Source organism: Streptomyces sp. NPDC002520 (assembly GCF_053595235.1).
This window is the reverse complement of sequence record NZ_JBSFXG010000011.1, coordinates 3,589-23,954: the sequence shown is the minus strand read 5'-3', so window position 1 is coordinate 23,954 and position 20,366 is coordinate 3,589. Positions and strand designations below refer to the sequence as shown.

Annotated in this window: 16 protein-coding genes; 9 read left to right on the top strand and 7 right to left on the bottom strand. The window is 68.6% G+C overall.

Features of this window, described 5'->3' with window-relative positions; translation table 11 throughout:
• Nucleotides 1-34 precede the first annotated feature (34 nt).
• Nucleotides 35-1,009: a helix-turn-helix transcriptional regulator gene (locus ACWD5D_RS17550; RefSeq protein ID WP_451373584.1), complete on the top strand. Its 975-nt coding sequence runs from the start codon at nt 35-37 to the stop codon at nt 1,007-1,009.
• A 199-nt stretch (nt 1,010-1,208) separates the two neighbouring features.
• Here the strand turns inward: ACWD5D_RS17550 and ACWD5D_RS17545 are convergent, their stop codons facing one another.
• Together ACWD5D_RS17545 and ACWD5D_RS17540 are read right to left on the bottom strand one after the other, a co-directional pair.
• On the bottom strand, nt 1,209-2,093 hold the full coding sequence (locus ACWD5D_RS17545) for a TetR/AcrR family transcriptional regulator (protein WP_451373583.1): 885 nt from the start codon (nt 2,091-2,093) through the stop codon (nt 1,209-1,211).
• 637 nt (nt 2,094-2,730) lie between these two features.
• Entirely contained in the window at nt 2,731-3,732 is a 1,002-nt protein-coding gene (locus ACWD5D_RS17540; RefSeq protein WP_451373582.1) for a sigma-70 family RNA polymerase sigma factor, read from the bottom strand.
• 191 nt (nt 3,733-3,923) lie between these two features.
• On the opposite strand from ACWD5D_RS17540, the gene ACWD5D_RS17535 reads away from it, so the two are divergent.
• Entirely contained in the window at nt 3,924-4,460 is a 537-nt protein-coding gene (locus tag ACWD5D_RS17535; RefSeq protein ID WP_451373581.1) for an N-acetyltransferase family protein, read from the top strand.
• Nucleotides 4,461-4,640: 180 nt separating this feature from the next.
• On the opposite strand, the gene ACWD5D_RS17530 is transcribed toward ACWD5D_RS17535, so the two are convergent.
• The gene (locus ACWD5D_RS17530; RefSeq protein WP_451373755.1) at nt 4,641-5,402 is read right to left on the bottom strand and encodes a dioxygenase family protein; all 762 of its coding nucleotides are present in this window, start codon (nt 5,400-5,402) and stop codon (nt 4,641-4,643) included.
• A 274-nt stretch (nt 5,403-5,676) separates the two neighbouring features.
• Here ACWD5D_RS17530 and ACWD5D_RS17525 point away from each other — a divergent pair, with 274 nt between their 5' ends.
• The gene (locus tag ACWD5D_RS17525; RefSeq protein WP_451373754.1) at nt 5,677-6,186 is read left to right on the top strand and encodes a MarR family winged helix-turn-helix transcriptional regulator; all 510 of its coding nucleotides are present in this window, start codon (nt 5,677-5,679) and stop codon (nt 6,184-6,186) included.
• Between the two features lie 40 nt (nt 6,187-6,226).
• Here the strand turns inward: ACWD5D_RS17525 and ACWD5D_RS17520 are convergent, their stop codons facing one another.
• Nucleotides 6,227-7,768, bottom strand: coding sequence for an MFS transporter (locus ACWD5D_RS17520; protein WP_451373580.1), 1,542 nt, complete (start codon nt 7,766-7,768; stop codon nt 6,227-6,229).
• A 255-nt stretch (nt 7,769-8,023) separates the two neighbouring features.
• The gene (locus ACWD5D_RS17515) at nt 8,024-8,665 is read right to left on the bottom strand and encodes a TetR/AcrR family transcriptional regulator (RefSeq protein ID WP_451373579.1); all 642 of its coding nucleotides are present in this window, start codon (nt 8,663-8,665) and stop codon (nt 8,024-8,026) included.
• Between the two features lie 499 nt (nt 8,666-9,164).
• On the opposite strand from ACWD5D_RS17515, the gene ACWD5D_RS17510 reads away from it, so the two are divergent.
• Complete coding sequence (locus ACWD5D_RS17510; protein WP_451373578.1) at nt 9,165-10,457, top strand: M6 family metalloprotease domain-containing protein; 1,293 nt, start codon at nt 9,165-9,167, stop codon at nt 10,455-10,457.
• 271 nt (nt 10,458-10,728) lie between these two features.
• On the opposite strand, the gene ACWD5D_RS17505 is transcribed toward ACWD5D_RS17510, so the two are convergent.
• Nucleotides 10,729-12,156: an esterase/lipase family protein gene (locus ACWD5D_RS17505; protein ID WP_451373577.1), complete on the bottom strand. Its 1,428-nt coding sequence runs from the start codon at nt 12,154-12,156 to the stop codon at nt 10,729-10,731.
• Nucleotides 12,157-12,224: 68 nt separating this feature from the next.
• On the opposite strand from ACWD5D_RS17505, the gene ACWD5D_RS17500 reads away from it, so the two are divergent.
• From ACWD5D_RS17500 to ACWD5D_RS17480, 5 genes are all read left to right on the top strand, one after another.
• Entirely contained in the window at nt 12,225-14,393 is a 2,169-nt protein-coding gene (locus ACWD5D_RS17500) for a hypothetical protein (protein WP_451373576.1), read from the top strand.
• Nucleotides 14,380-16,734, top strand: coding sequence for a WD40 repeat domain-containing protein (locus ACWD5D_RS17495; protein ID WP_451373575.1), 2,355 nt, complete (start codon nt 14,380-14,382; stop codon nt 16,732-16,734). The genes ACWD5D_RS17500 and ACWD5D_RS17495 overlap by 14 nt, the downstream gene beginning before the upstream one ends.
• 220 nt (nt 16,735-16,954) lie before the next feature.
• Nucleotides 16,955-17,641, top strand: a complete 687-nt coding sequence (locus tag ACWD5D_RS17490; RefSeq protein ID WP_451373574.1) for an RES family NAD+ phosphorylase — start codon at nt 16,955-16,957, stop codon at nt 17,639-17,641.
• Nucleotides 17,642-17,902: 261 nt separating this feature from the next.
• Nucleotides 17,903-18,094: a hypothetical protein gene (locus ACWD5D_RS17485; protein ID WP_451373573.1), complete on the top strand. Its 192-nt coding sequence runs from the start codon at nt 17,903-17,905 to the stop codon at nt 18,092-18,094.
• 222 nt (nt 18,095-18,316) lie between these two features.
• Entirely contained in the window at nt 18,317-18,718 is a 402-nt protein-coding gene (locus tag ACWD5D_RS17480) for an XRE family transcriptional regulator (protein WP_451373572.1), read from the top strand.
• A 117-nt stretch (nt 18,719-18,835) separates the two neighbouring features.
• Here the strand turns inward: ACWD5D_RS17480 and ACWD5D_RS17475 are convergent.
• On the bottom strand, nt 18,836-20,366 hold a 1,531-nt coding region (locus ACWD5D_RS17475), incomplete at its 5' end, for a hypothetical protein (protein WP_451373571.1).

The following is a 20,366-nucleotide window of genomic DNA, read 5'->3' as shown; positions in this document are numbered from 1 at the left end:
AGATCGTGTCCTACTTCTGCGGCATTCTGTACGTATGACGACCGACACACCCGCTCGGCTCCTCCAGCTCCTCTCCCTCCTCCAGACGCCCCGCGAGTGGCCCGGCGGCGAGCTCGCCGATCGGCTGGGGGTGTCCCGGCGTACCGTGCGGCGGGACGTCGACCGCCTGCGCGAACTGGGCTATCCCGTGCAGGCCACGAGGGGCTCGGACGGCGGGTACCGGCTGGTCGCGGGCAAGGCGATGCCACCCCTGGTGCTCGACGACGAGGAGGCCGTGGCCATCGCGGTCGGGCTGCGCGCCGGCGCCGGGCACGCCGTGGAGGGCGTGGAGGAGGCCTCCGTACGGGCCCTCGCGAAGCTGGAGCAGGTGCTGCCGTCCCGGCTGCGCCACCGGGTCTCCACCCTCCAGGCCGCCACCACCGCGCTGACCAGCGGCGACGGGGCGAGCATCGCGCCCGAGACGCTGACGGTGATGGCGTCCACGGTGGCGGGGCACGAGCGGCTGCGGTTCGCCTACCGGGACAAGGACGGCGGCGAGTCACGCCGCCTGACCGAACCGCACCGGCTCGTCTCGACGGGCCGGCGGTGGTACCTCATCGCGTACGACCTCGACCGCGACGACTGGCGGACGTTCCGCGTGGACCGGGTGAGCGATCCCTTCGCGACCGGAGTGCGGTTCGCTCCGCGGGAGCTGCCCGAGGGCGGTGCGGCGGAATACCTGCGGCGCTCGATGCGGCGCCGCCAGGAGACGTACGCCTTCACCGTCCGCTTCGCCGCCTCGGCCGGGACGGTGTCCACGCTCGTGCCGGAGTGGATAGGGGCGCCCGAGCCGGAGGGCGAGGACGCGTGCGTGCTGCGCGGGACGAGCGGGGATCCCGTGGAGTGGCTGGCCACGCGGCTGGCGATGGCGGGCTGCGAGTTCACGGTCCTGGAACCGGCTGAACTGGTCGAGTGCGTACGGGAGTTGGGGGGCCGGTTGAGCCGGGCGGGGGGTGCGGGAACTCCCTAGTGGCGCGGGGCCGTAGACGATCTGCGCCCCGGCCGCGGGGCGCGACCGGCCCCCGCCCGCCCGCGGCGGCAGCGGTGACGGAGGCGGTGGCGGCAGGGATGACGGAGGCGGAGGCGGTGGCGGTGACGGAGGCGGTGGCGGAGGTGGTGGCGGTGGCGGTGGCGGTGGCGGTGGAGAACGTGCGTGCCGTACCGCTCCCTCAGCGCTCCGCTCCCCACTCGAAATCCCCCAGCGCCTCCAGATTCCGCAGGGCCAGGGCCGCGGGGCCGTCGGGCCCGGTGGGAGAGGACAGTGTGGCCGCCCAGGACTCCACGGCCACGCGGACCGCCGCACCGGCGACCGCCGCCGCGAAACGGAGGTGGGGGGTGATCGGCGCGGGAGCGGCAACGTTGTCGTCGACGACAGCGGGGGTGGCCACGGCCGAGGAGGAGGCAGCCGGGGCATCACCCGCCGAGGCATCACCGGCCGGAGCATCACCGGCCGGGGCATCGCCGGCCTGAGACACGGCTGCCGGGCCGACGGCCTTGGGCGTGACGGCAGTCGGGCCGACCGCTGTCGGCGTGGCGGCAGTCGGGCCGGCTGCCGCCGCCAGCCTGTCCGCCAGGACCTGCGCCAACTCCTCGTCCGACTCCTGGCACACCTCCGCCCACACCTTGCGCAGGGCGGTGCTCGTGTCGGCCAGATGGATCAGGGTGCGGACCCATTCCCAGGACGCCGTCGAGACGCCGAGACCGGGGGCGAGCATGTGGGCGACCGCGTGGCGCAGCGCCTCGGGGACGGTCAAGGTGGCCGGGGCCTCGCGGACCGCCTGGGTCCAGCGCTGCGCGCCGGCCGCGTAGAGCGGGGCCACCGCCTCTTCCTTGGAGGCGAAATAACGGTAGAACGTGCGCGGGGCGATACCGGCCGCCTGGGCGATGTCCTCGGCCCGGGTGGCCTTGAGTCCCTGGCGGACGAAGAGGGCGGCGGCCGCGCGGGCGATCTCCGCGCGGGTCTCGGCTTTACGGCGCTCCGTGAGGGACACCGGGGCAGCGGCCGCAAAGGACTGCTGGTCGGCGGTGGTACGGGTGGTGCGGGGGGTGCTCACCTCGGCAGGCTATGCCCCTGTGGCAGAATCTGCCATCCGGCGGCCACCCCGGGGTTCAGGTACGGGGTGGCCGCCGTACCAGCATGCCCGCCGGGCCGGCGTGACGCGCGGAAGAGGCGGAAGCGACCGGGCATGACGCGCGGAAGAGACTGACGCAAGACGCGGAAGAGACCGGCCCGAGGCCGAAGGACCCGAGGCCGAAAGCTCTCAGGCCGAAAGCCCTGAGGCCGAAAAAGAGCGGGCGCGGAAAAGAGCGGGCGCGGAAAAGAGCGGAAAAGAGCCGGGCCCCGGCGCCTGGGGGGATAGGCACCGAAGCCCGGCTGGGAACGTCCCGGCGCCGGGGGGGAGTGCGTCGGGACTTGGCTCATGCGTGGGTCGGTCCGGTTGTACGGGTGCGCCGGCCGGACCTGGGGTAGAGCGTACGCGGGCCGGACCGGTGCGAGGTGTGCGCGAGGTGCGGAAGCGCGGTTCCCGGGGTTCAACTCCCGGGCCCTGAAGAGTTGTTCCCTCCGGTCCCGGGGTTGAAGCGACGGTACCGAGCCATGTTCGCGCCGTCTCCCGCCACCAGGCGTACGCCCCTCCCGGTCACACCTGTCGCTCGGGCCTGCCGGCCGGACCTCTCGATCGGACCTCTCGATCACGCGGCCGCGTCGAAACCGGTGTCGCGGGCCAGCTTCTTCAGCTCGAGCAGCGCGTGCTTCTCGATCTGGCGGATGCGCTCGCGCGTCAGGCCGTGCTCCTTGCCGACCTCCGTCAGGGTGCGCTCCCGGCCGTCCTCTATGCCGTACCGCATCTTGATGATGGAGGCCGTGCGCTGGTCCAGGCGGCCGATCAGGTCGTCCAGCTCCTCGCTGCGCAGCAGCGTCATCACCGACTGCTCGGGAGAGACCGCCGAGGTGTCCTCCAGCAGGTCGCCGAACTGGGTCTCGCCCGCGTCGTCCACCGACATGTTCAGCGAGACCGGGTCACGGGCCCAGTCGAGAACGTCGGTCACGCGCTCCGGCGTGGAGCCCAGCTCCGTGGCGATCTCGGCCGGCTCCGGCTCGCGGCCGTTCTGGCGGTTGAACTCGCGCTGCACGCGGCGGATGCGGCCCAGCTCCTCCACCAGGTGGACGGGGAGCCGGATCGTGCGGGACTGGTCGGCGATGGAGCGGGTGATGGCCTGACGGATCCACCAGGTGGCGTACGTGGAGAACTTGAAGCCCTTGCGGTAGTCGAACTTCTCGACGGCGCGCACCAGGCCGGCGTTGCCCTCCTGGATCAGGTCGAGCAGCGGCAGGCCGCTGCGCGGGTAGCGCCGGGCCACGGCCACGACCAGCCGGAGGTTGGACCGGATGAAGACGTCCTTGGCCCGCTCACCCGCGGCGACCAGGGCTTCCAGCTCCTCACGGGTGGCGTCCGTGTGGGACTCCTCCTCGCCGTCGAGGACCTGCCGCGCGAACACACCCGCCTCGATGGTCTGGGACAGCTCGACCTCCTTTGCGGCGTCGAGCAGCGGCGTACGCGCGATCTCGTCGAGATACATACCGACCAGGTCGCGGTCCGCGATCTCGCCGCCATGGGCGCGAACACTGCTTGCCGAGTCGGCCGTCTTGCCGGTGCTGGCAGACTGACGACGGGCGACGGCACGGGTTGCCATGCGTGCTCCCTTGCGATGGTGGGCTGGCGGGTGGTCCTGTCGAACGCTAGGCACTCCTGGCTGTCCATTGGGACTCTTCTGGAGTGCCCTGCATCCGTGGGAAACAACGACTGGAATCCGGACAGAATTCCCAACCCGTCCCTCAATTTTTCTGATCATGCAGTACCCTGTCGGCCACGCAGGGAGGCGCGATGTCGTCCGGACGTACAGAGGTGCAGGTCAGGGCGGGAACCGAGGCGGATCTCGACGCCCTCACAGCCCTCTACAACCACTACGTACGCGAGACGCCCATCACGTTCGACATGGAGGCCTTCACTCCGGAAGAGCGCCGCCCTTGGCTGCTCTCCCACCCGGAAGACGGCCCTCACCGCCTGATGGTTGCCACGGACGCGGACCCTGAGGAGATTCTGGGGTACGCCACATCCAGCCCTTACCGGCCGAAGGCCGCGTACTCGACCTCCGTGGAGACGACCGTGTACGTCGCCCCCGACTCCCTCAGAGGGGGCACCCCCAGCCGGGGCGGGATCGGCACGCTCCTCTACGAGGCCCTGTTCAAGGCCCTCGCCGACGAGGACGTGCACCGCGCCTACGCCGGCATCGCCCAGCCGAACGAGGCCTCGACGAGGCTGCACGAGCGCTTCGGGTTCCGCCACGTCGGCACGTACCGCGAGGTGGGCCGCAAGTTCGGCCGCTACTGGGACGTGGCCTGGTACGAGAAGAACCTGTAGGCCGACGGGACCAGCGGGGCCGGCCGAGGCGGAGCCGGGCCGGCCGAGGCAGGAGCACCCGAACGGCCCGGCGACTGGGCAGCCCGGCGACCCGAACGGCCCGGCGGCTCGGCAGCCCGGCGGCTCGGCAGCCCGGCGGCTCGGCGGCTCAGCGGCTCAGCGGCTCAGCGGCTCAGCGGCTCAGCCGAACTGCACCGACCGCTTCGCCAGCCCCATCCAGAACCCGTCGATCACCGACTTCTGCGCGTCCAGTTCCCCGCTCGCCTCGGCTGCGCCCATGCTGACGAAGAGCGGGGCGAAGTGCTCGGTGCGCGGGTGGGCGTAGCGGCCGGCCGGGGACTTGTCCAGGAAGTCGAGCAGCCCGTCCCAGTCGTGGGCCTCCAGGGCCCGCCTGCCCCAGTCGTCGAACTCGGCGGACCAGCTCGGCACGCCCGCGTGGCGCAGGGCGGCCAGGTTGTGGGTGAAGAAGCCGGAGCCGACGATCAGCACGCCCTCGTCGCGCAGGGGGGCGAGCTTGCGGCCGATCTCCATGAGGCGGACCGGGTCGAGGGTGGGCATGGATATCTGCAGGACCGGGATGTCGGCGGCCGGGAACATCTCGACGAGGGGGACGTAGGCGCCGTGGTCGAGGCCGCGGTCGGGCATGTCCTGGACCGGGGTGCCGGGGGCGCGCAGCAGCTTGCGGACCGACTCGGCCAGCTCGGGCGCTCCGGGGGCGGCGTACTGGACGCGGTAGTAGTGCTCGGGGAAGCCCCAGAAGTCGTAGACGAGCGGGATGGTCTCGGTGGCGCCGAGGGCGAGGGGGGCCTCTTCCCAGTGGGCGGAGACCATGAGGATCGCCTTGGGGCGGGACAGGCCGGCGGACCAGGCGGCGAGCTGGCCGGGCCAGACCGGGTCGTCGGCGAGCGGCGGCGCGCCGTGGCTGAGATAGAGGACGGGCATGCGCTCGCGCCCGGCAGCGGACGACTGCTGCGTGCCGGCGGACGGCTGCTGCGTGGCGGCGGACATGACGGCGGCTCCCTGTACTCGGTGTCTCCACTACGAGAGTGCTGTGACTCAGCGCTTCGACGTCGACGAGGCGCTCTGACGAGCTGCTTCGGCGTGACGCTTCCAGTCAGTGCTTTAACTCTCAAGCTTTCTCCGACAGAGTACGCCTCACTTGTTCAAGTTTCAAGAAGATTGCTCGTACAGTGGGACCATGAACTCCGTGGGATCCATGAACTCCGCGACGGACTCCGCCGCCCGGCACCGCTGGCTCACCGACGACGAGCAGCGCGTCTGGCGCTCCTATGTGCACGCCACCACGCTGCTGGAGGACCACCTCGACCGGCAGCTCCAGCGCGACGCGGGCATGCCGCACATCTACTACGGCCTCCTCGTCACCCTCGCCGAGGCACCACGCCACCGGCTGCGGATGACCGAGCTGGCGATGAAGGCGAAGATCACCCGCTCCCGGCTCTCGCACGCCGTCGCCCGGCTGGAGAGGAACGGCTGGGTCCAGCGCGAGGACTGCTCCTCCGACAAGCGCGGCCAGTTCGCGGTGCTCACCGACCAGGGCGCCGAGGTGCTGCGCCGTACGGCGCCGGGTCATGTGACCGCCGTACGGCAGTCGCTGTTCGAGCGGCTGACCCCGGAACAGCAGAAGGCCCTCGGCGAGATCATGGAGATCGTCGCCGAGGGCCTTCAGCCGGACGAAGCGGGTGCGGACCTTCCCTGGCTCCGCTGAGCCCCGCGGGTGAATACCCCTGAGGTCGGTCAGTGGGCGGTCAGTGGGCGACCACCGGCACCGCCACCTCGTCCTCGACGCCCTCACCGGAGGCCACAGGCCTGCCGTCCGGACGACCGGCGTTGACCAGGGTCAGGACGATCAGCGCGGCGAGCACCAGCATGCCGACGGCGAACCAGATCGCGTTGGTGTAGCCGTGCACCATGCCCTGCAGCTGGACCAGCTGCTGCTGCGACTTCGTCGCGGCACCGGCGACATGGTCCTTGATGTACGCGGTCGTCGCGGAGGCGGCGATCGTGTTCAGCAGGGCCGTACCGATCGCGCCGCCCACCTGCTGCGAGGTGTTGACCATCGCGGAGGCGACACCGGCGTCGCGCGGCTCGACACCCAGGGTGGCCAGGGACATGGCGGGCATGAACGCCGTACCCATGCCGAGACCGAGCAGCACCATCGCGGGCAGGATCGTCGAGGCGTACGACGAACCGATCTCCAGCTGCGTCATCAGGAGCATGCCGGCCGCGGCCACCAGGAAGCCGGGACCCATCAGGAACCGGGCCGGAACCCGGGTCATCAGACGCGTGCCGATCTGGGTCGAGCCGATCATCATGCCGGCGACCATCGGCATGAACGCGAAGCCGCTCTTGATCGGCGAGAAACCCTTCACGACCTGCAGGTAGTAGGTCAGGAAGAGGAACGTGCCGAACATCGCGATGATCGCGATGCCGAGGGAGAGGTAGATGCCGCCGCGGTTGCGGTCGGTGACCACACGCAGGGGCAGCAGCGGGGTCCTGACCCTGGCCTCGGTGACGACGAAGGCGAGCAGCAGGACCACCGACCCGACGAACAGGGAGACGGTCACGGGGTCGCCCCAGCCGTCGGACTCGGCGCGGGTGAAGCCGTAGACGAGCGCGACCAGGCCGAGGGTGGACAGCAGAACGCCCGGGATGTCGAGCGGGTTGCGGTTACGGCTGCCCTCCGGCTCACGGATGACGAAGTACGCGCCGAACGCGGCGACCACGGCGAACGGGATGTTCACGAAGAACGTCCAGCGCCAGTCCAGGTACTCGGTCAGCGCGCCGCCGAGGATGAAACCGACGGCGCTGCCGCCACCGGCGATCGCGCCGTAGATGCCGAACGCCTTGGCACGCTCCTTGACATCCGTGAACATCACGGCGAGCAGGGACAGCGCGGCCGGTGCGAGCAGCGCGCCGAAGACACCCTGAAGGGCGCGGGCGCCGAACATCATCGAGCCGGACGTGGCGGCTCCGCCGAGTGCGGAGGCGGCGGCGAATCCGACCAGACCCAGCACGAAGGCGCGCTTGCGGCCCCACAGGTCGGCGATGCGGCCGCCGAACAGCAGCAGACCACCGAAGGCGAGGGAGTAGGCCGTGACGACCCATTGCCGGTTGCCGTCGGATATGCCGAGATCCTGCTGCGCCGAGGGCAGCGCGATGTTCACGATGGTCGCGTCGAGCACGACCATCAGCTGGGCGAGCGCGATGAAGACGAGCGCCTTCCAGCGATTGGCGTCGCCGCCGCTCTGGGCGAAGGCTCCGGGAGCCTTGGCGGTTGTCTGAGACATGGGGGTACCCACTTCGGGACTTCGTAAGGAGAAAAAGGGAGAAACGGGGAAAGGAGAAAAGGGGAAAACGGGCGTGCGGGTCCGAGCCGGCGCGCCGCGAAGGGCGCCCGGATGCTCAAAGGCTCGGGCGAATCAGCGACTCGTGCGTGGCTCGCGTGGCTCGTGATACGGCGGGCGGACGGGCGGGTGATCAGTCGGTCGACGATGTCCGATCGGTCGGACGCTCGATCGAACGCTCGATCGGACGGTGTTCGGTCAGGCCTGGCGCAGGTCCTCCATGGTCACGGGCGTGCCCGGCAGGACGGATTGGGCCGGAGCCCGCAAGCCGTCCAGAAACAGTTGGAGATGACGGTGGACGAAGCGGTCGACGCTGAGACAGTCCGTACCGGCCGGGGGCCGACTGAGCTGTGCCACGGCGACCATCAGGTCACCCACGCCGACGTCGGGCCGTAGCTGCCCGGCCGCCTTGGCGCGGTCCATGATCTCCTCAACGAGCCGCTCGAGCCGGTGGCCGGCGGCTTCCAGGTCGGGGTGGTGCTTGTCGAAGGTGCTGGCGACCATCGGACACAACGCGCTGATCCGCTCGTCGGCGGAGGTGTGCACGAAGTGCGCCAGGGCGGCGAAGGCGTCCCCTGTCTCGGCGAGCGCCCTCTCGGCCGCCTCGGCGGTTCGGTCCATCACGGTGCAGACGACCTCGCGGACGAGGGCGTCACGGTCCGGGAAGTTGCGGTACACCGTGGCATTGCCGACGCCGGCCCGGCGGGCGATCTCGTCGAGCGGCACGTGCGGGCCGTGTTCGACGAACATCTCCTGAGCGGCGGTGACGATCCGCTCCCGGTTGCGCAGCGCGTCGGCACGGGGCCGGGTCGCCTTGCCGGTGAGGGTTGCGGTCTGCACGGCGTACTCCAAGTCGGACGGGCCCGAAGGGGGTCCGGACGGATCCGGACGGCTGGACGGTTGAGGCGATCCGGGGAAGCAATCCCCGTTTCGCGCGAACATAGGTCCAAACGGGGAGAGGGTCCCCGGTTATTTCCCCCATCCTGAAGAAATCTCAGTGACCTGGCTCACAGCACTGGCGGGCACCCCACCGCCTGCCGCACGGCCCACCAACGGCCGCACGGTCACCGCCTGCCCCACAGCCCACCAACGGCCGCACGGCGTACAACTGCCGCACTGCCGCCGGCTGACGCACGCCCCACCGACCGAAGCACTGGACGCGATCCCCCCTCACCCCCCGATCCACCTCCCTCACCCTCCCCCACCACAATTCACACCCTTACCAGCCGAAATCCCACGATCGGTCTCCTCCAGCGCGCGCCCCTCGCGCCACACGACACAGGGTGAGCGCAAGGGTGCAGCCGGAGATCGGCGGCTGCCGTGGAGCGGAGGTCCGCGCATGCAGCCACAGTCGCCCCGCCGCCGCATACGCCAGCGCCGCATACGCCCGCGCCGCCTGGCCGCTCTCACCGCGGTTACCATGCTGACCTTCGCGGTCAGCACCTCGGCCGGGGCCGGACGTCTGGCGGCGCCCACCACCTCCGGGCCCATCGGCCTGGCCCGCTCCTCCGTCCTCTCGCCCTGCATGATCCGCGGCGCCCGGGACGTGCAGATGACCGAGGGTTTCCCCACCCCGGCCGGCTACTCCCGATCCACCGGCACCGTCCACGCCCTGACACTGATGGTCGACTTCTCCGACGCGCCCGGGGAGGGCAGCGCCCTCGACCGCTTCCACGAGTTCTTCCCGATGACCCAGGAGTGGTTCCGCAGAGCGTCGTACGGCCGCCTGGACTACCGCCCCGAGACACCGATCACCCACTGGCTGCGGATGCCCAAGTCGTTCAAGGACTACGGCATAGAGCGCGGCGCCCCCTTCGACCCCGGCTACCGGGAACTCGTCCAGGACATCGTGGCCGCCGCCGATCCCGACGTGGACTTCCGCTCGTACGACCTGCTGAACGTGCTGTTCACCCCGAACGCCGGCCCCTCCGCCCTGGACACGGTGCTCTCCGTGACCTTCGCCGGTAACAGCGAGGCCCCGGTCGCGGACGGGGTCCCCATCTCCAACGCGTCCTTCGTCTACTCCCGCCAGGACGACGGCTCCGGCACGTACGGGAGCACCGGCTACCGCGTCCTTCCGCACGAGAACGGCCACACCTTCGGCCTGCCCGACCTCTACACCCAGGACGGCGGGGGCGCGGTCGGGCACTGGGACATCATGAGCGAGGACTGGGGGGCCAACAACGACCTGCTCGGCTGGCACAAGTGGAAACTGGGCTGGCTGGACGCGCGCCAGGTCGGCTGCGCGGCGGCTCGGGGCAGCGTCGAGTTCACGTTGACACCCCTGTACAAGGAGGGCGGCGGCAAGCTGATCCTCGTCCCCATCGACGCCCGCATCTCCTACGCGCTGGAACTGCGCGTCCAGGGCGGCAACGACGAGGCCATCTGCAAGCCGGGCATCCTCATCTACAAGCTCGACGCCGCCGTGGACACCGGCCGGGGCCCCGTCAGCGTCTTCGACTCCCGCCGCAACAGCGGCGGCTGCACCCGCAGCCCCAACGTCCAGACCGAACTCTCCGACGCCCCCTTCTCCCCCGGCGAGACCTTCAAGGACCCCCGCCACGGCATCACCGTCCAGGTGACGAGCGCCGACCTGCACGGCGACTACAAGGTCCGCATCACCCGCAGCTGACCCCTGCCTCCCCGCCGGCTCCGGCCCACTCCCGCCCGAAACCATCATCGGCTTTTCACGCGGCCCCTCCCTGATCCGCTGCGTCCCTTGCGCCCTGACGGGCATACACCACGAGCGACGCCCAGGTCCGATGCCGCGTTTCAGCATCGCCCCGCCTTCCGCAAGAAGGCTGACGGGAGTCAAGAAACCAAGGAAGATGTGCTGTACATGCAGGCCACTCACCAGTGACAACAGCTGTCACCACTGGCACGTTGATTCCCGAGGCTGACTCTTATTCCACTTCCCGCATGGCGCCTGCTTCACTGGCCAGTACAAGTTGGGTGATGGTGTGGCCGTCAATGGTGCGAACAGTGACACGGTACAAGCCGGGAACATTCACGGTTGTCCTGGCCTTGATATGTCCGTCGCCCCAGCCCGCTTTGAGGACCTGCGGGTTCTGATTCCCGACGTCGGCTAATTCGCACCGGAGACCAGCCAAGGAATCCACGCCGCTGAGCGTGATGTTCCAAGCGGTTCCGACTTCCACCAGATCGGGAACGTCCAGTCCGCAGCCGGGGGCGCCCTGAGGCGGGCCCAAATGTTCGTCGTCCCGCAGTATTTCCGCTACGGCCTTGAGCGCGACGCGATCGGAAGCAACAGCTCCATGCTGCAAGGGAAGTGGTGTGACCGCGGGTCCGACGGCTGCGGAATCCTTGTAGACGGTGCCGTCGCCCTTGACGTCCCAGAACCTCAGGTTGCCGCGCGAGTCGCGGATGAAGTCACCACTGGTGTGCTGGCGAGCTCCGTGGTGATGCGGGTGGACCACGCCGTCGCTGATGGTGAGACTTTGCATGGTGGCCTGGTTGGTGCCGGCCACGGCCCAGTGCCCGGGCAGCGTCACGTTGGCTTGCTTTTCCTGGAACTCGAATGCTGCCTGGGCGAGTTCGGCGTTACCGCCGATGCCTGTCACATCACTGGGGGTGAGGCGACGGACATCGTTGCCGTCGATGAGGCAGGCGTACTGCGGAAGAAGGTCATGAAGACCTGGCATGGTGGCTGAGATGGATTGCAGTTGCCGGTGCGGCAGGGGGACTGGGGCACCGCGCCCGGTGTTGAGGATCGCGGTTGCCTTCACCGCACCGTAGAAGGGCGTACCAAGGGTGAGTACGGCGCGGGTGTCGTCGGCAAGGGCGCCGTCGTGTGTGGCATCAAGGGCGGCCCGGGTGACGAGGCCTCCCATGGAATGGGCGACGAAGACGAGGCGTGCGGGACGCTCGTCGACACGGTTGCGCCGAGCGTCGTCGTGAGCAGGATGTAGTCGCCAGGCAGTCAGGTGGCGGCGGGCGGCCTCGGCCAACAGGCGGCCGTTGACGGCGACCGGCAGGCGCCAGTCATAGGCGAACTCCAGGACGGCGGCCGAATCGGCGACGCAGCCTTGGACAGCGTTGATCAGGTTGGTGTAGGGCTCGACCCCCTGGAGGTAGGGAGTCCAGGATGAGTGGCGCATCAGTTGAGTGGGCTTGATCCGGGTGGTCCTGCCTTCCAGCTCCTCCGGAGTCAGGCGCAGCGGCTCGAGGCCCTGGGGGCGCGTCCAGGCCTTCAAGAGCCATGACACGCCGGATAAGCCCCAGACAGTCTTCTTGGCGACGGTGTCGTAGAGCTCACTGCCCATGATGCCCGGGACGATGACAACGGCGTCCTGGGTGATGTCGGCAGTCACAGCTGATGCGGCGGAGGAGTTGACAGGTTCTGGCCCGTGGCGATCCATGGCTGTGAACAATAGAGAACATGCAGGGGGAGCACGGGGAGATCGGCTTAGCCGGACAGGCCGATCCGGCAAAAAGCGAAGAGGGCGCAGGGCCGGCCGCGGGCTCACTGGTCATCGTGACGGTGGAGGACGGAGACCCCGAGTTCGCCAAGGCGATCGAGGAACAACTGTCGGTCGTGACTGCGTGGTGGAGAGCAGCACCGGCACCAGGCGAAGGGTTTGTACAGACCATTCTGCGTGCACCGGAAGAGCGTCACGATGTGGAGCGTTTCTTGCACAGCTCCGGCATCCGGGAGGCGGCAGAAGACGAGGCACTGGTCCTCTACGTCACGTCACACGGCGCTGTCGGCACATCCACCAGACACTTTCTGCTCCTGCCCGGCACTGACCCCGATCGGCTGCTGGCGACGGGCATGCCGACGAACGAGGTTGTCATCGCGGCTCTCGACTCGGTGGCCCGCCATGTACTCGTAATCGTCAACGCCTGTGAGGCGGAAGGCATCGACGTCGAGCTCAGGGCCCTGGCCCGCGACCTTGTCCGCCCAGGGACCCCGGAGAGGGCTCTGAACGTCGTGGCGACAACGGGGGCCCGTTCCCCGGTGCTGGGCCGCGAGTTCGCCATCGTCCTGCGCATGGCCTTCGAGTGGCTTCAGGACGCGGCCGGAATCGCCCGTCCGTACCTGTCGATCTCCGAATTCATACAGGCTCTCGAGCAGGCCACCGAGCGACTCAACGAAGAACGAGATCTCTCACTCGCGGGTCCCCGAACGGTCCTCCAGGGCAAGCTCGGCGCCCCGACCCCCACCCTGCCCAACCCTGGCTACCGGCCCAAACCGCAGGTGGTCACAGAAACCAGAGAGGAAGTCGCAACCACGCCCGAGGAACTGGAGTACTGGCTGGACCGCGCCAGCGGTCGCGCCAGCCGCGACGATCCCGGCTGGTACTTCTCCGGCCGTCAGGAACTCAACCGCCGGCTGACGGCCTTCGTCAAAGGGCCCGCGGGCGTCCTCATCGTGACCGGCACCGCCGCCAGTGGAAAATCCGCCGTACTGGCCCGGGCAGTCACGCTCAGCGATTCCGCCTTCCGAGCGTCACCTCGCTACGCAGAGGCAGTGAGCAAGGCACCAGCGGACACCGTTCCGGACGAGGGATCGATCCACGTGGCGGTGTCGGCCCGCAACCGCGGGCCGCTGAGCCTGATCGAAGCCATCGGTACCCGACTGGGCGGTGAGCGGGACCGCACGCAACCTGCGGCAGATGCTCTGCGGCAATGGCAGGAAGGACTGCGCACCTTCTTCACAACCCGTCAGAAGGGCACGGTCACCGTGGTCGTCGACGGCCTCGACGAATCCCCGGAGGCCGGCGCCTGCATCCGGGATGTTCTCGTGCCTCTCGCCGGCTATGCCGGCGGGCCTGGTATCGCGGGCAGAATCTCCATCCCCGCGCAGGCTACCGACTCCACGTCGGCCGAACCGCCCTCTGGCCACAGTGGCCTGCGTCTCCTCCTCGGGGTCCGCAGCACCAGGCCGGGCACCCCGGTGGCAGCCGTCGCCACCGGCCTGCGAGGGCTGTTGCAGGAACTCCGGCTTGTCTTCCCGGCAGCGCAGGTGGTGCGCACGGATGGAGAGGGGGTGCAGGCGGATATCGCTGCCTACGTGACTGCTCTGTTGGCCGGGGCGCCGTGGGGCACCGACCCGACGGTGATCGCCTCGGCAGCGGAGCGAGTGGCACATCGTGTAGGTCGGTCCTTCCTGGACGCTCGCTTGGCCGCCGAACAGTTGCGTCGCAGCGACGGAATCACACTGCTGCGCAACCAGCTCTGGATCTCACGGCTCGACCGAGGCACCGTGGGCCTGTTCGAGCAAGATCTCAACCAGGTCGGCGAGGACGGCCTGAACAGGGAGGAGGCACTCGCGCTGCTGCGCGCCACAGCCTTCGGGCTGGGGCGCGGGATGCCGTGGGCCCAGGTGTGGCCGGCCGTGGCTTCAGCACTGCTGCAGACCCGTATCGATCACGCCGACGAGAAGATCCGACGGCTCCTCGAAGGCCGACTTGCCGGATACCTCACGCATGACACCGAGGATGACCACGTTGTGTACCGACCTGCCCATGAGCAACTCGGGGTGATGCTGCGCCAGTGGCCTCAGCCGTCGTACGAGATGAGGAGGGCCTTGGATGAATCCGGATGAGCAGCAGAGTAATGCCCACACCGGCGAGCAGCAGGCCCATGCGCGCATCGCGGCGGCACTGGCGCGTTTGGTCAAGCCTGACGCAGTGACCGTGCCGCACCCCTATCTGACCCGGCATCTGGCTCACCATGCCGCGCTCGGCGAGGCACTGGATGACAGCCACGTTCCGCCTGGCCTGCTGCCGTGGGTCTCCGGCGACGGGATCCGGGGACTTCTCGGTCTCTCGCACGCCCGCCGAACGGACCGGGTATGGCTCACCGCATGGGCTGCCATCGAGCCCTACGTCCAGGACGCGGATCTCCCCTCTCGCTGCTCGAGTCTGCATCTGGCATACACCGCCTTGCGGTTTCCCGGTGTTCCTCGTCAGGACCTGCCTCAGGAGGCCGCGGAATTCGCGGGCTCCCGTCTGTGTGTCCTCTGGTCACAATGGGCACCGCCCTCCAACGTGCTCGCGACACTCAGCCGTCGCAGTCTGTCGCTGGCCGCGGCCGACGGTCCCGGTGGCGCTGAACTGCTGGCTGTAGGCGATGTGTCGGGCGGCATCGAGCTCATCGACACGGCTACCGGTACACCTGTCGGGGACCGGATTCCCGCGCACGACGGCGACGTACGGTGCCTGTTCTTCGTGGCGCGCTCCACCGGCGGTGGAGCCCTTGTCTCGGGCAGCACCGACGGCACGGTACGCGTCTGGGACACGGTCCAAGGGACGCTGCTCGACCACATGACCTTCGGAAGACATACGTGGACCTCCGCTGTCACCGGATACCGCAACGACGCGGGGACGTTGACTGTGGCAGCGGTCAACGGTGACGGCACGGTGAAACTCTGGCGCGAGCAATCAGAGGAACTCCACCTGGCCGACATGAGCGCTCACCCGTTGGATCGGGCCGCATTCGCACTGGCCCTCGCCGTCGATCCCGGCGGTCGGCAGCTGCTGATCGGTGTCGGCCACACGCTGAAAGTCTGGGACACCGCAGATCACCGACTACTGCACGAATACCCTGTCGGCGCTCCGGTCAGGTGCCTGACCGACACGACCTCGCCGGGCTGGGTCGCGACGGGCCACAGCGACGGCTCCATCACCCTGTGGGATACGGCCTCAGGCCCCCAAGCCACCTTCCGAGGGAAGGGAGAGCCCGTCACCACCCTGGCGGCACTGCACATCGACGGCTCGAACCTACTCGCCGCAGCCGGCTCAGGGTCAACGATCGCCCTGTGGGACATGGACACCAGGCACAGGACCGGTCAGCTCACCGGACACACGGACGCCGTGACCGCCCTGCGCACGATCTCGGTCGACGACTGTGACCGACTCGCCTCCACCGCTCGGGACAACACCGTCCGGCTCTGGGACACGCATGCCATCCTCCACGCGATCCGGGGCACTGCCACAGCGCCTGCCGCTGTAGCTGCGGCAATCACTCCGGACTCCGTTGCCACACCGCACCTGGCCGTCAATTACAGCACCGCGCAGACCCAGGTCTGGGACACTCTCAGTGGGATGGTCACCGGCTCGTTCGACAGGGACTCGAAGCATGCCTCGTCTGCCCTCACCTGGGCACCGGAGAACGAGGGCCGACGCTTACTCCTCTGGGCGGCATCCGACCACAGCATCCGGTCCTGGGATCCCTTACGCGGTGCTGCTGCCGGCATCCTCCTCAAGGGGCACTCCCAGCCCATTCGCGCCCTCGCCTCGACCGCGGCCTGCGATGGACGGCGGTTGGCCATCAGCGGCGACGATTTCACAGTCCGGCTCTGGGACCTGGACAGAGAACGACCGCTACAGCTGTGGCGGCATCCCTACACGGTCCGAACCGTAGCGGCGGCGTCCGACGGAGTCAGCGCGGACTGGTTCGCTTCTGGCAGTGCTGACGGGACGGTGCGCCTGTGGGACGCCACAGACCATGCGCCCAAGCACGTTTTCTACTGTCGGCAGGGAATCATCAATGCCGTGGCCATCAACGCAGGCACCTCCCCGTTGCCGCCTTTCCTCGCCAGCGGTGGAGATGACGGCACCGTGCGCCTATGGGACTTGCGTGCCCTCGCACCCATCGGCGAGCTTCGAGGGCACACAGATGCCGTCGAGGCCATCGCTGCCTGGACGACATCTGCTGATGTCCCTCGCTCCTACGTCGCCAGTTCCTCTCGGGACGGCACGATCCGGGTCTGGGATGCGACGACGTCTCGGTGTGTCCTGCAGCTGGCCACGGGAACTCCTGTGCACACGCTGTCCGTGCGCCCCTCCGGTGAATCCGTCGACAAGGTCGTTCTCGCCATGGCGGGAGCGGCGGGGGTCGCCGTTCTCGAGCTGGACCTGGAGGACCCGTCGCCTACGAAATAGGGCCGTGCGCCCCCTCAAATCCTTCGTGCGCCCCTCATGGGATCGGCGGGACCAGTCACTCTTATCTGCCCAGCAGCAGAAAATGATCGTTCGGCTGCGTTCAGACACCCGGACGTCCGGCAGTGCGTGCCGACACCCGTCCCTGCCGCGCACACGGCAAGCAACGAGCCAGATCCAAGAACCCACACGATCAAGTTAGTACCTGAGCGAGGAGCGGCCCATGAGCGAGGGCACACCGTTAGAGGCAAGTCTCATACCGGCACCGGAACGCGGGGTGTGGCGCCTGGGGAAGGCGGAGAACCCACGCAAGTACAACAAGATCAGCCGGGAAGACGACAGCCGCTCGGGGGGCAACCGGTGGAGCCTGGTGAGCTACGGCACCTTGTACTGCGCCTCCGATCTCGACGGGTGCTTCGCCGAGGCGCTGGCTCCTTTCCGCGTGGATCCCGAACTGCGTGAATTCATCGGCGACGACTGGGACGAGCCCTATTTCATGAGGCCCGGCTACCTTCCCCAGGACTGGCGCACCCGGCACACGCTGGTGCGGTTACAGCCGGCCAAGGAGGCGCGATTCTTAGACGTCGACCACGAGCAGACGCTGCGCACGTTGTCGAGAGAGCTCAAGGAAGAGTTGGCGCAGTTCGGCATCACCGACCTGACCGCCGAACACATCCAAGGCACCAACCGGAGAGTGACGCGCCAGATCGCCGCCTGGGCGATCGCACAGCGCGACCCGCAACAGGGTCGGCTGATCCACGGGATCGCCTACCGCTCCCGCTTCGGGATGCGACAGTGCTGGGCCATCTTCAGCGATGTCGATCTGGAAGAGGTGGAGAGGCAGCCGATCTGGCCAGAGACCGAGGGGCTGCGGAGAGTCGCCGACGAGTACGGACTCACCATCCGCTGACGCCGCGACGCCACACTCGTGATCCCCGCTCGCACCCGCCTTGAAACCTCCACCAATCTTGTAGCCCGAACGAAGGAAAACGTCAGTCACCACTTGACGCCATCAGACAACAGGATGAAGCGAAGCCGCACGTCAGCACCCCAATCTCGCTGCATGGACTCGATCTTGACGGGTCGTCAGGCAGCAGAAGTTAGCGCAAAAACGGTGGAGTTAGCAGTGGATTCTGGGTAGCCTTAACTCATGAACTATTGGGGAGGGACCATGAGCACAGTCAGCCACCAGTTACAAGCAGCGGCCATCGCCACACCTGCGATCGCGCTGATACCTCCTGACGGCGCTTCGCAGGCCAGCCAGCCGAGCAACTGGCGTCGCGACAAGCTCCTGCACAGCCTGCACCCCCTCAGTCAGCCCTGCACCGGATCTGTCTCCGAGACCGGCATGCAGTGGTGCTGACCACAGGCGTCTAGCGCCGTCATAGTCCGCAGAGGTCACGCTTCCCCGCGGATCCACCTATCAGAAGCGTCACATGAGTCAGCGGCGCCGAGCCCGCATCTGCACTCCATTGGACGTGCGGCAGGCCGAGATGTCCGCAATCAAGTCCTGCACCCGTTGCCTGACACGCGACCAGTCGGCCACCGGCCAGGCGTGCAGTCAGAACACGAGGGAGGAAGTGCCATGGCCACCACAGCCAACAATCCTGCAGCCGCCAAAAGTGCAGCAAGCGCCGAGCGGGCCCACGCCACCACTGTACGCATGTCCATCGCGGACATCGCCCGTTTCCTGCAGGACAACCTCGGCCAGCGCCTGACCGCTCGCATCACCAACATCAACGATCCCCGACAGGTCGGTAAGTGGGCTTCGGGCGATTCAGCGCCGCGCCAGGACGCCGAAGACCGTCTCCGCGCGGCCCTGCAGGTGTTCCAACTCATCCAGGACGCTGAGAGCCTCTACACAGCACGTGCCTGGATGATCGGGATGAACCCCCAACTCGAGGACGAAGCCCCTCTTACGGTGATCGCTGACGGGAGATTCAGGGACGTCATGGTCGCCGCACGTGCTTACGTCGACGGCGGCTGACTCACTGCAGTTGGACACACATGGCAGCGCAGACTTCTGTGCCGCTCCGCAGACAAGGCCGCGGGGCGGCACAGCCACGCGCCGCGGGGAAAGCACAGTTCCTCGGTGCCTCGCCACTCATCGGCTCCCCGGTGGCTTCGGCCAAGGTGCTCCCGCGGCGGCCGCGTCCAGCAGATCGCCGAGGCGCAGCCAGGCGGTCGGCCCGGAGTAGGTGGCCGGGCAGGTCGCGAACCGGTCCCACGCACCCTGATCGCCGCTCAGGGCCTCACGTACCACGGAAACCACCGCCGGATGTGCGCTTCCGTAACGGTCACCCCGGGCACGCAGCACCGACCAGGCCGGCAGGGCACGTACCAGTTCCGACGTGATGTCCCGCCTGGCCAGGACCAGACGGGTCCAGGCCTCGCGCCACGATGGCCCGCCACCGAGGTTCTCACGCAGGCCTTCGGTGAGACGGAGCAGCACCGCGTCCGGGGAACCGTGCCGGCGCAGTACGTCCTCGAAATCGTCGTCGGACCGGAGCCCACCCGCGGCACACGCGAGGAGCGCCTTCTCCACGAGGGAGTCGTCGCCAGGGTGCCGGTCCAGGTACTCGCTCAATACCTGTGCCAGGACGCCGGCCAGTTCGCGCACGGTCACCTCGCCTGGGGCGCCGAGTGCGGTCCGGCGGCGATCCGCGCCGACGGCAGGCGGCGGGTCGGCAAGGACACGCTCGATCGTGTCGAGGATCTCCTCGAGCTCGCGGCGCTGGCCGTAACGCGGCTGCAGGCCGAGCTGGTGGGGGCCCAACCGTTTGCGCGCATGCCGGACGATCAGGCGGACCCCGGCCTTGACCTCCTCGGTGACCGTCGGAAGGTGCAGCATCATGTCGCGTACCCAGGCCACCTCGTCCGGGTCGATGGCCGAGTATCGGTCCTTCGACTCCCAGAAGGGGAGGGCACGGGCTGCCGTCTCGGCGAACCTTGCCGCGAGGTCGGCGAGCGTGGTGGCGGGGGTCCGCCAGTGGACCGGCCGGTATCCGTCCTTGGCCTGCGCCGGGTTGAGCAGGTGACGCCAGGTTCCGGACGCGGTGTGCCGCACCCAGGTGACGGGGGCCTCGCACTCCATGTCGAGCAGCGTGGTGCTCTCGCGGCTCAGGGAGCGACGGAAGCGGACCTGCTCCTCGTCCGTCAGGGCGGACAGTTCCGCGGCGAAGCGATCCAGTACCTGCTCTTTACCCGACCCGTCGCGGCGCATACGGGCGGCCTGGGCCAGCAGGAGCTCGTAAGGGAAACGCCCCAGGTCGGCCGCGGCGAGCTCGGTCAGTAGCTCCGGCTCGACCGACCAGGGAAGATTGCCCAGCAACTCGTCGCGGACCGTCCGCTCGGCGTCAGTGTGCTCGGCCCACTCCACGAACTCCCGGTGACGGTCCGGGTTTCGTTCGAGTATCCGGCGCCACATGCTCGCCCATGCCTCGTACGCCCGTGTGTGACGCTCCAGCCAGCCGTCGACGTCCTCTCCCTCGCCCGGCTTGCCGAGGTCGGGTGCCGTGGGAAGCGTGTCGCAAGCTGCCACGAACTCCCGGTGACGGTCCGGGTTTCGTTCGAGTATCCGGCGCCACATGCTCGCCCATGCCTCGTACGCCCGTGTGTGACGCTCCAGCCAGCGT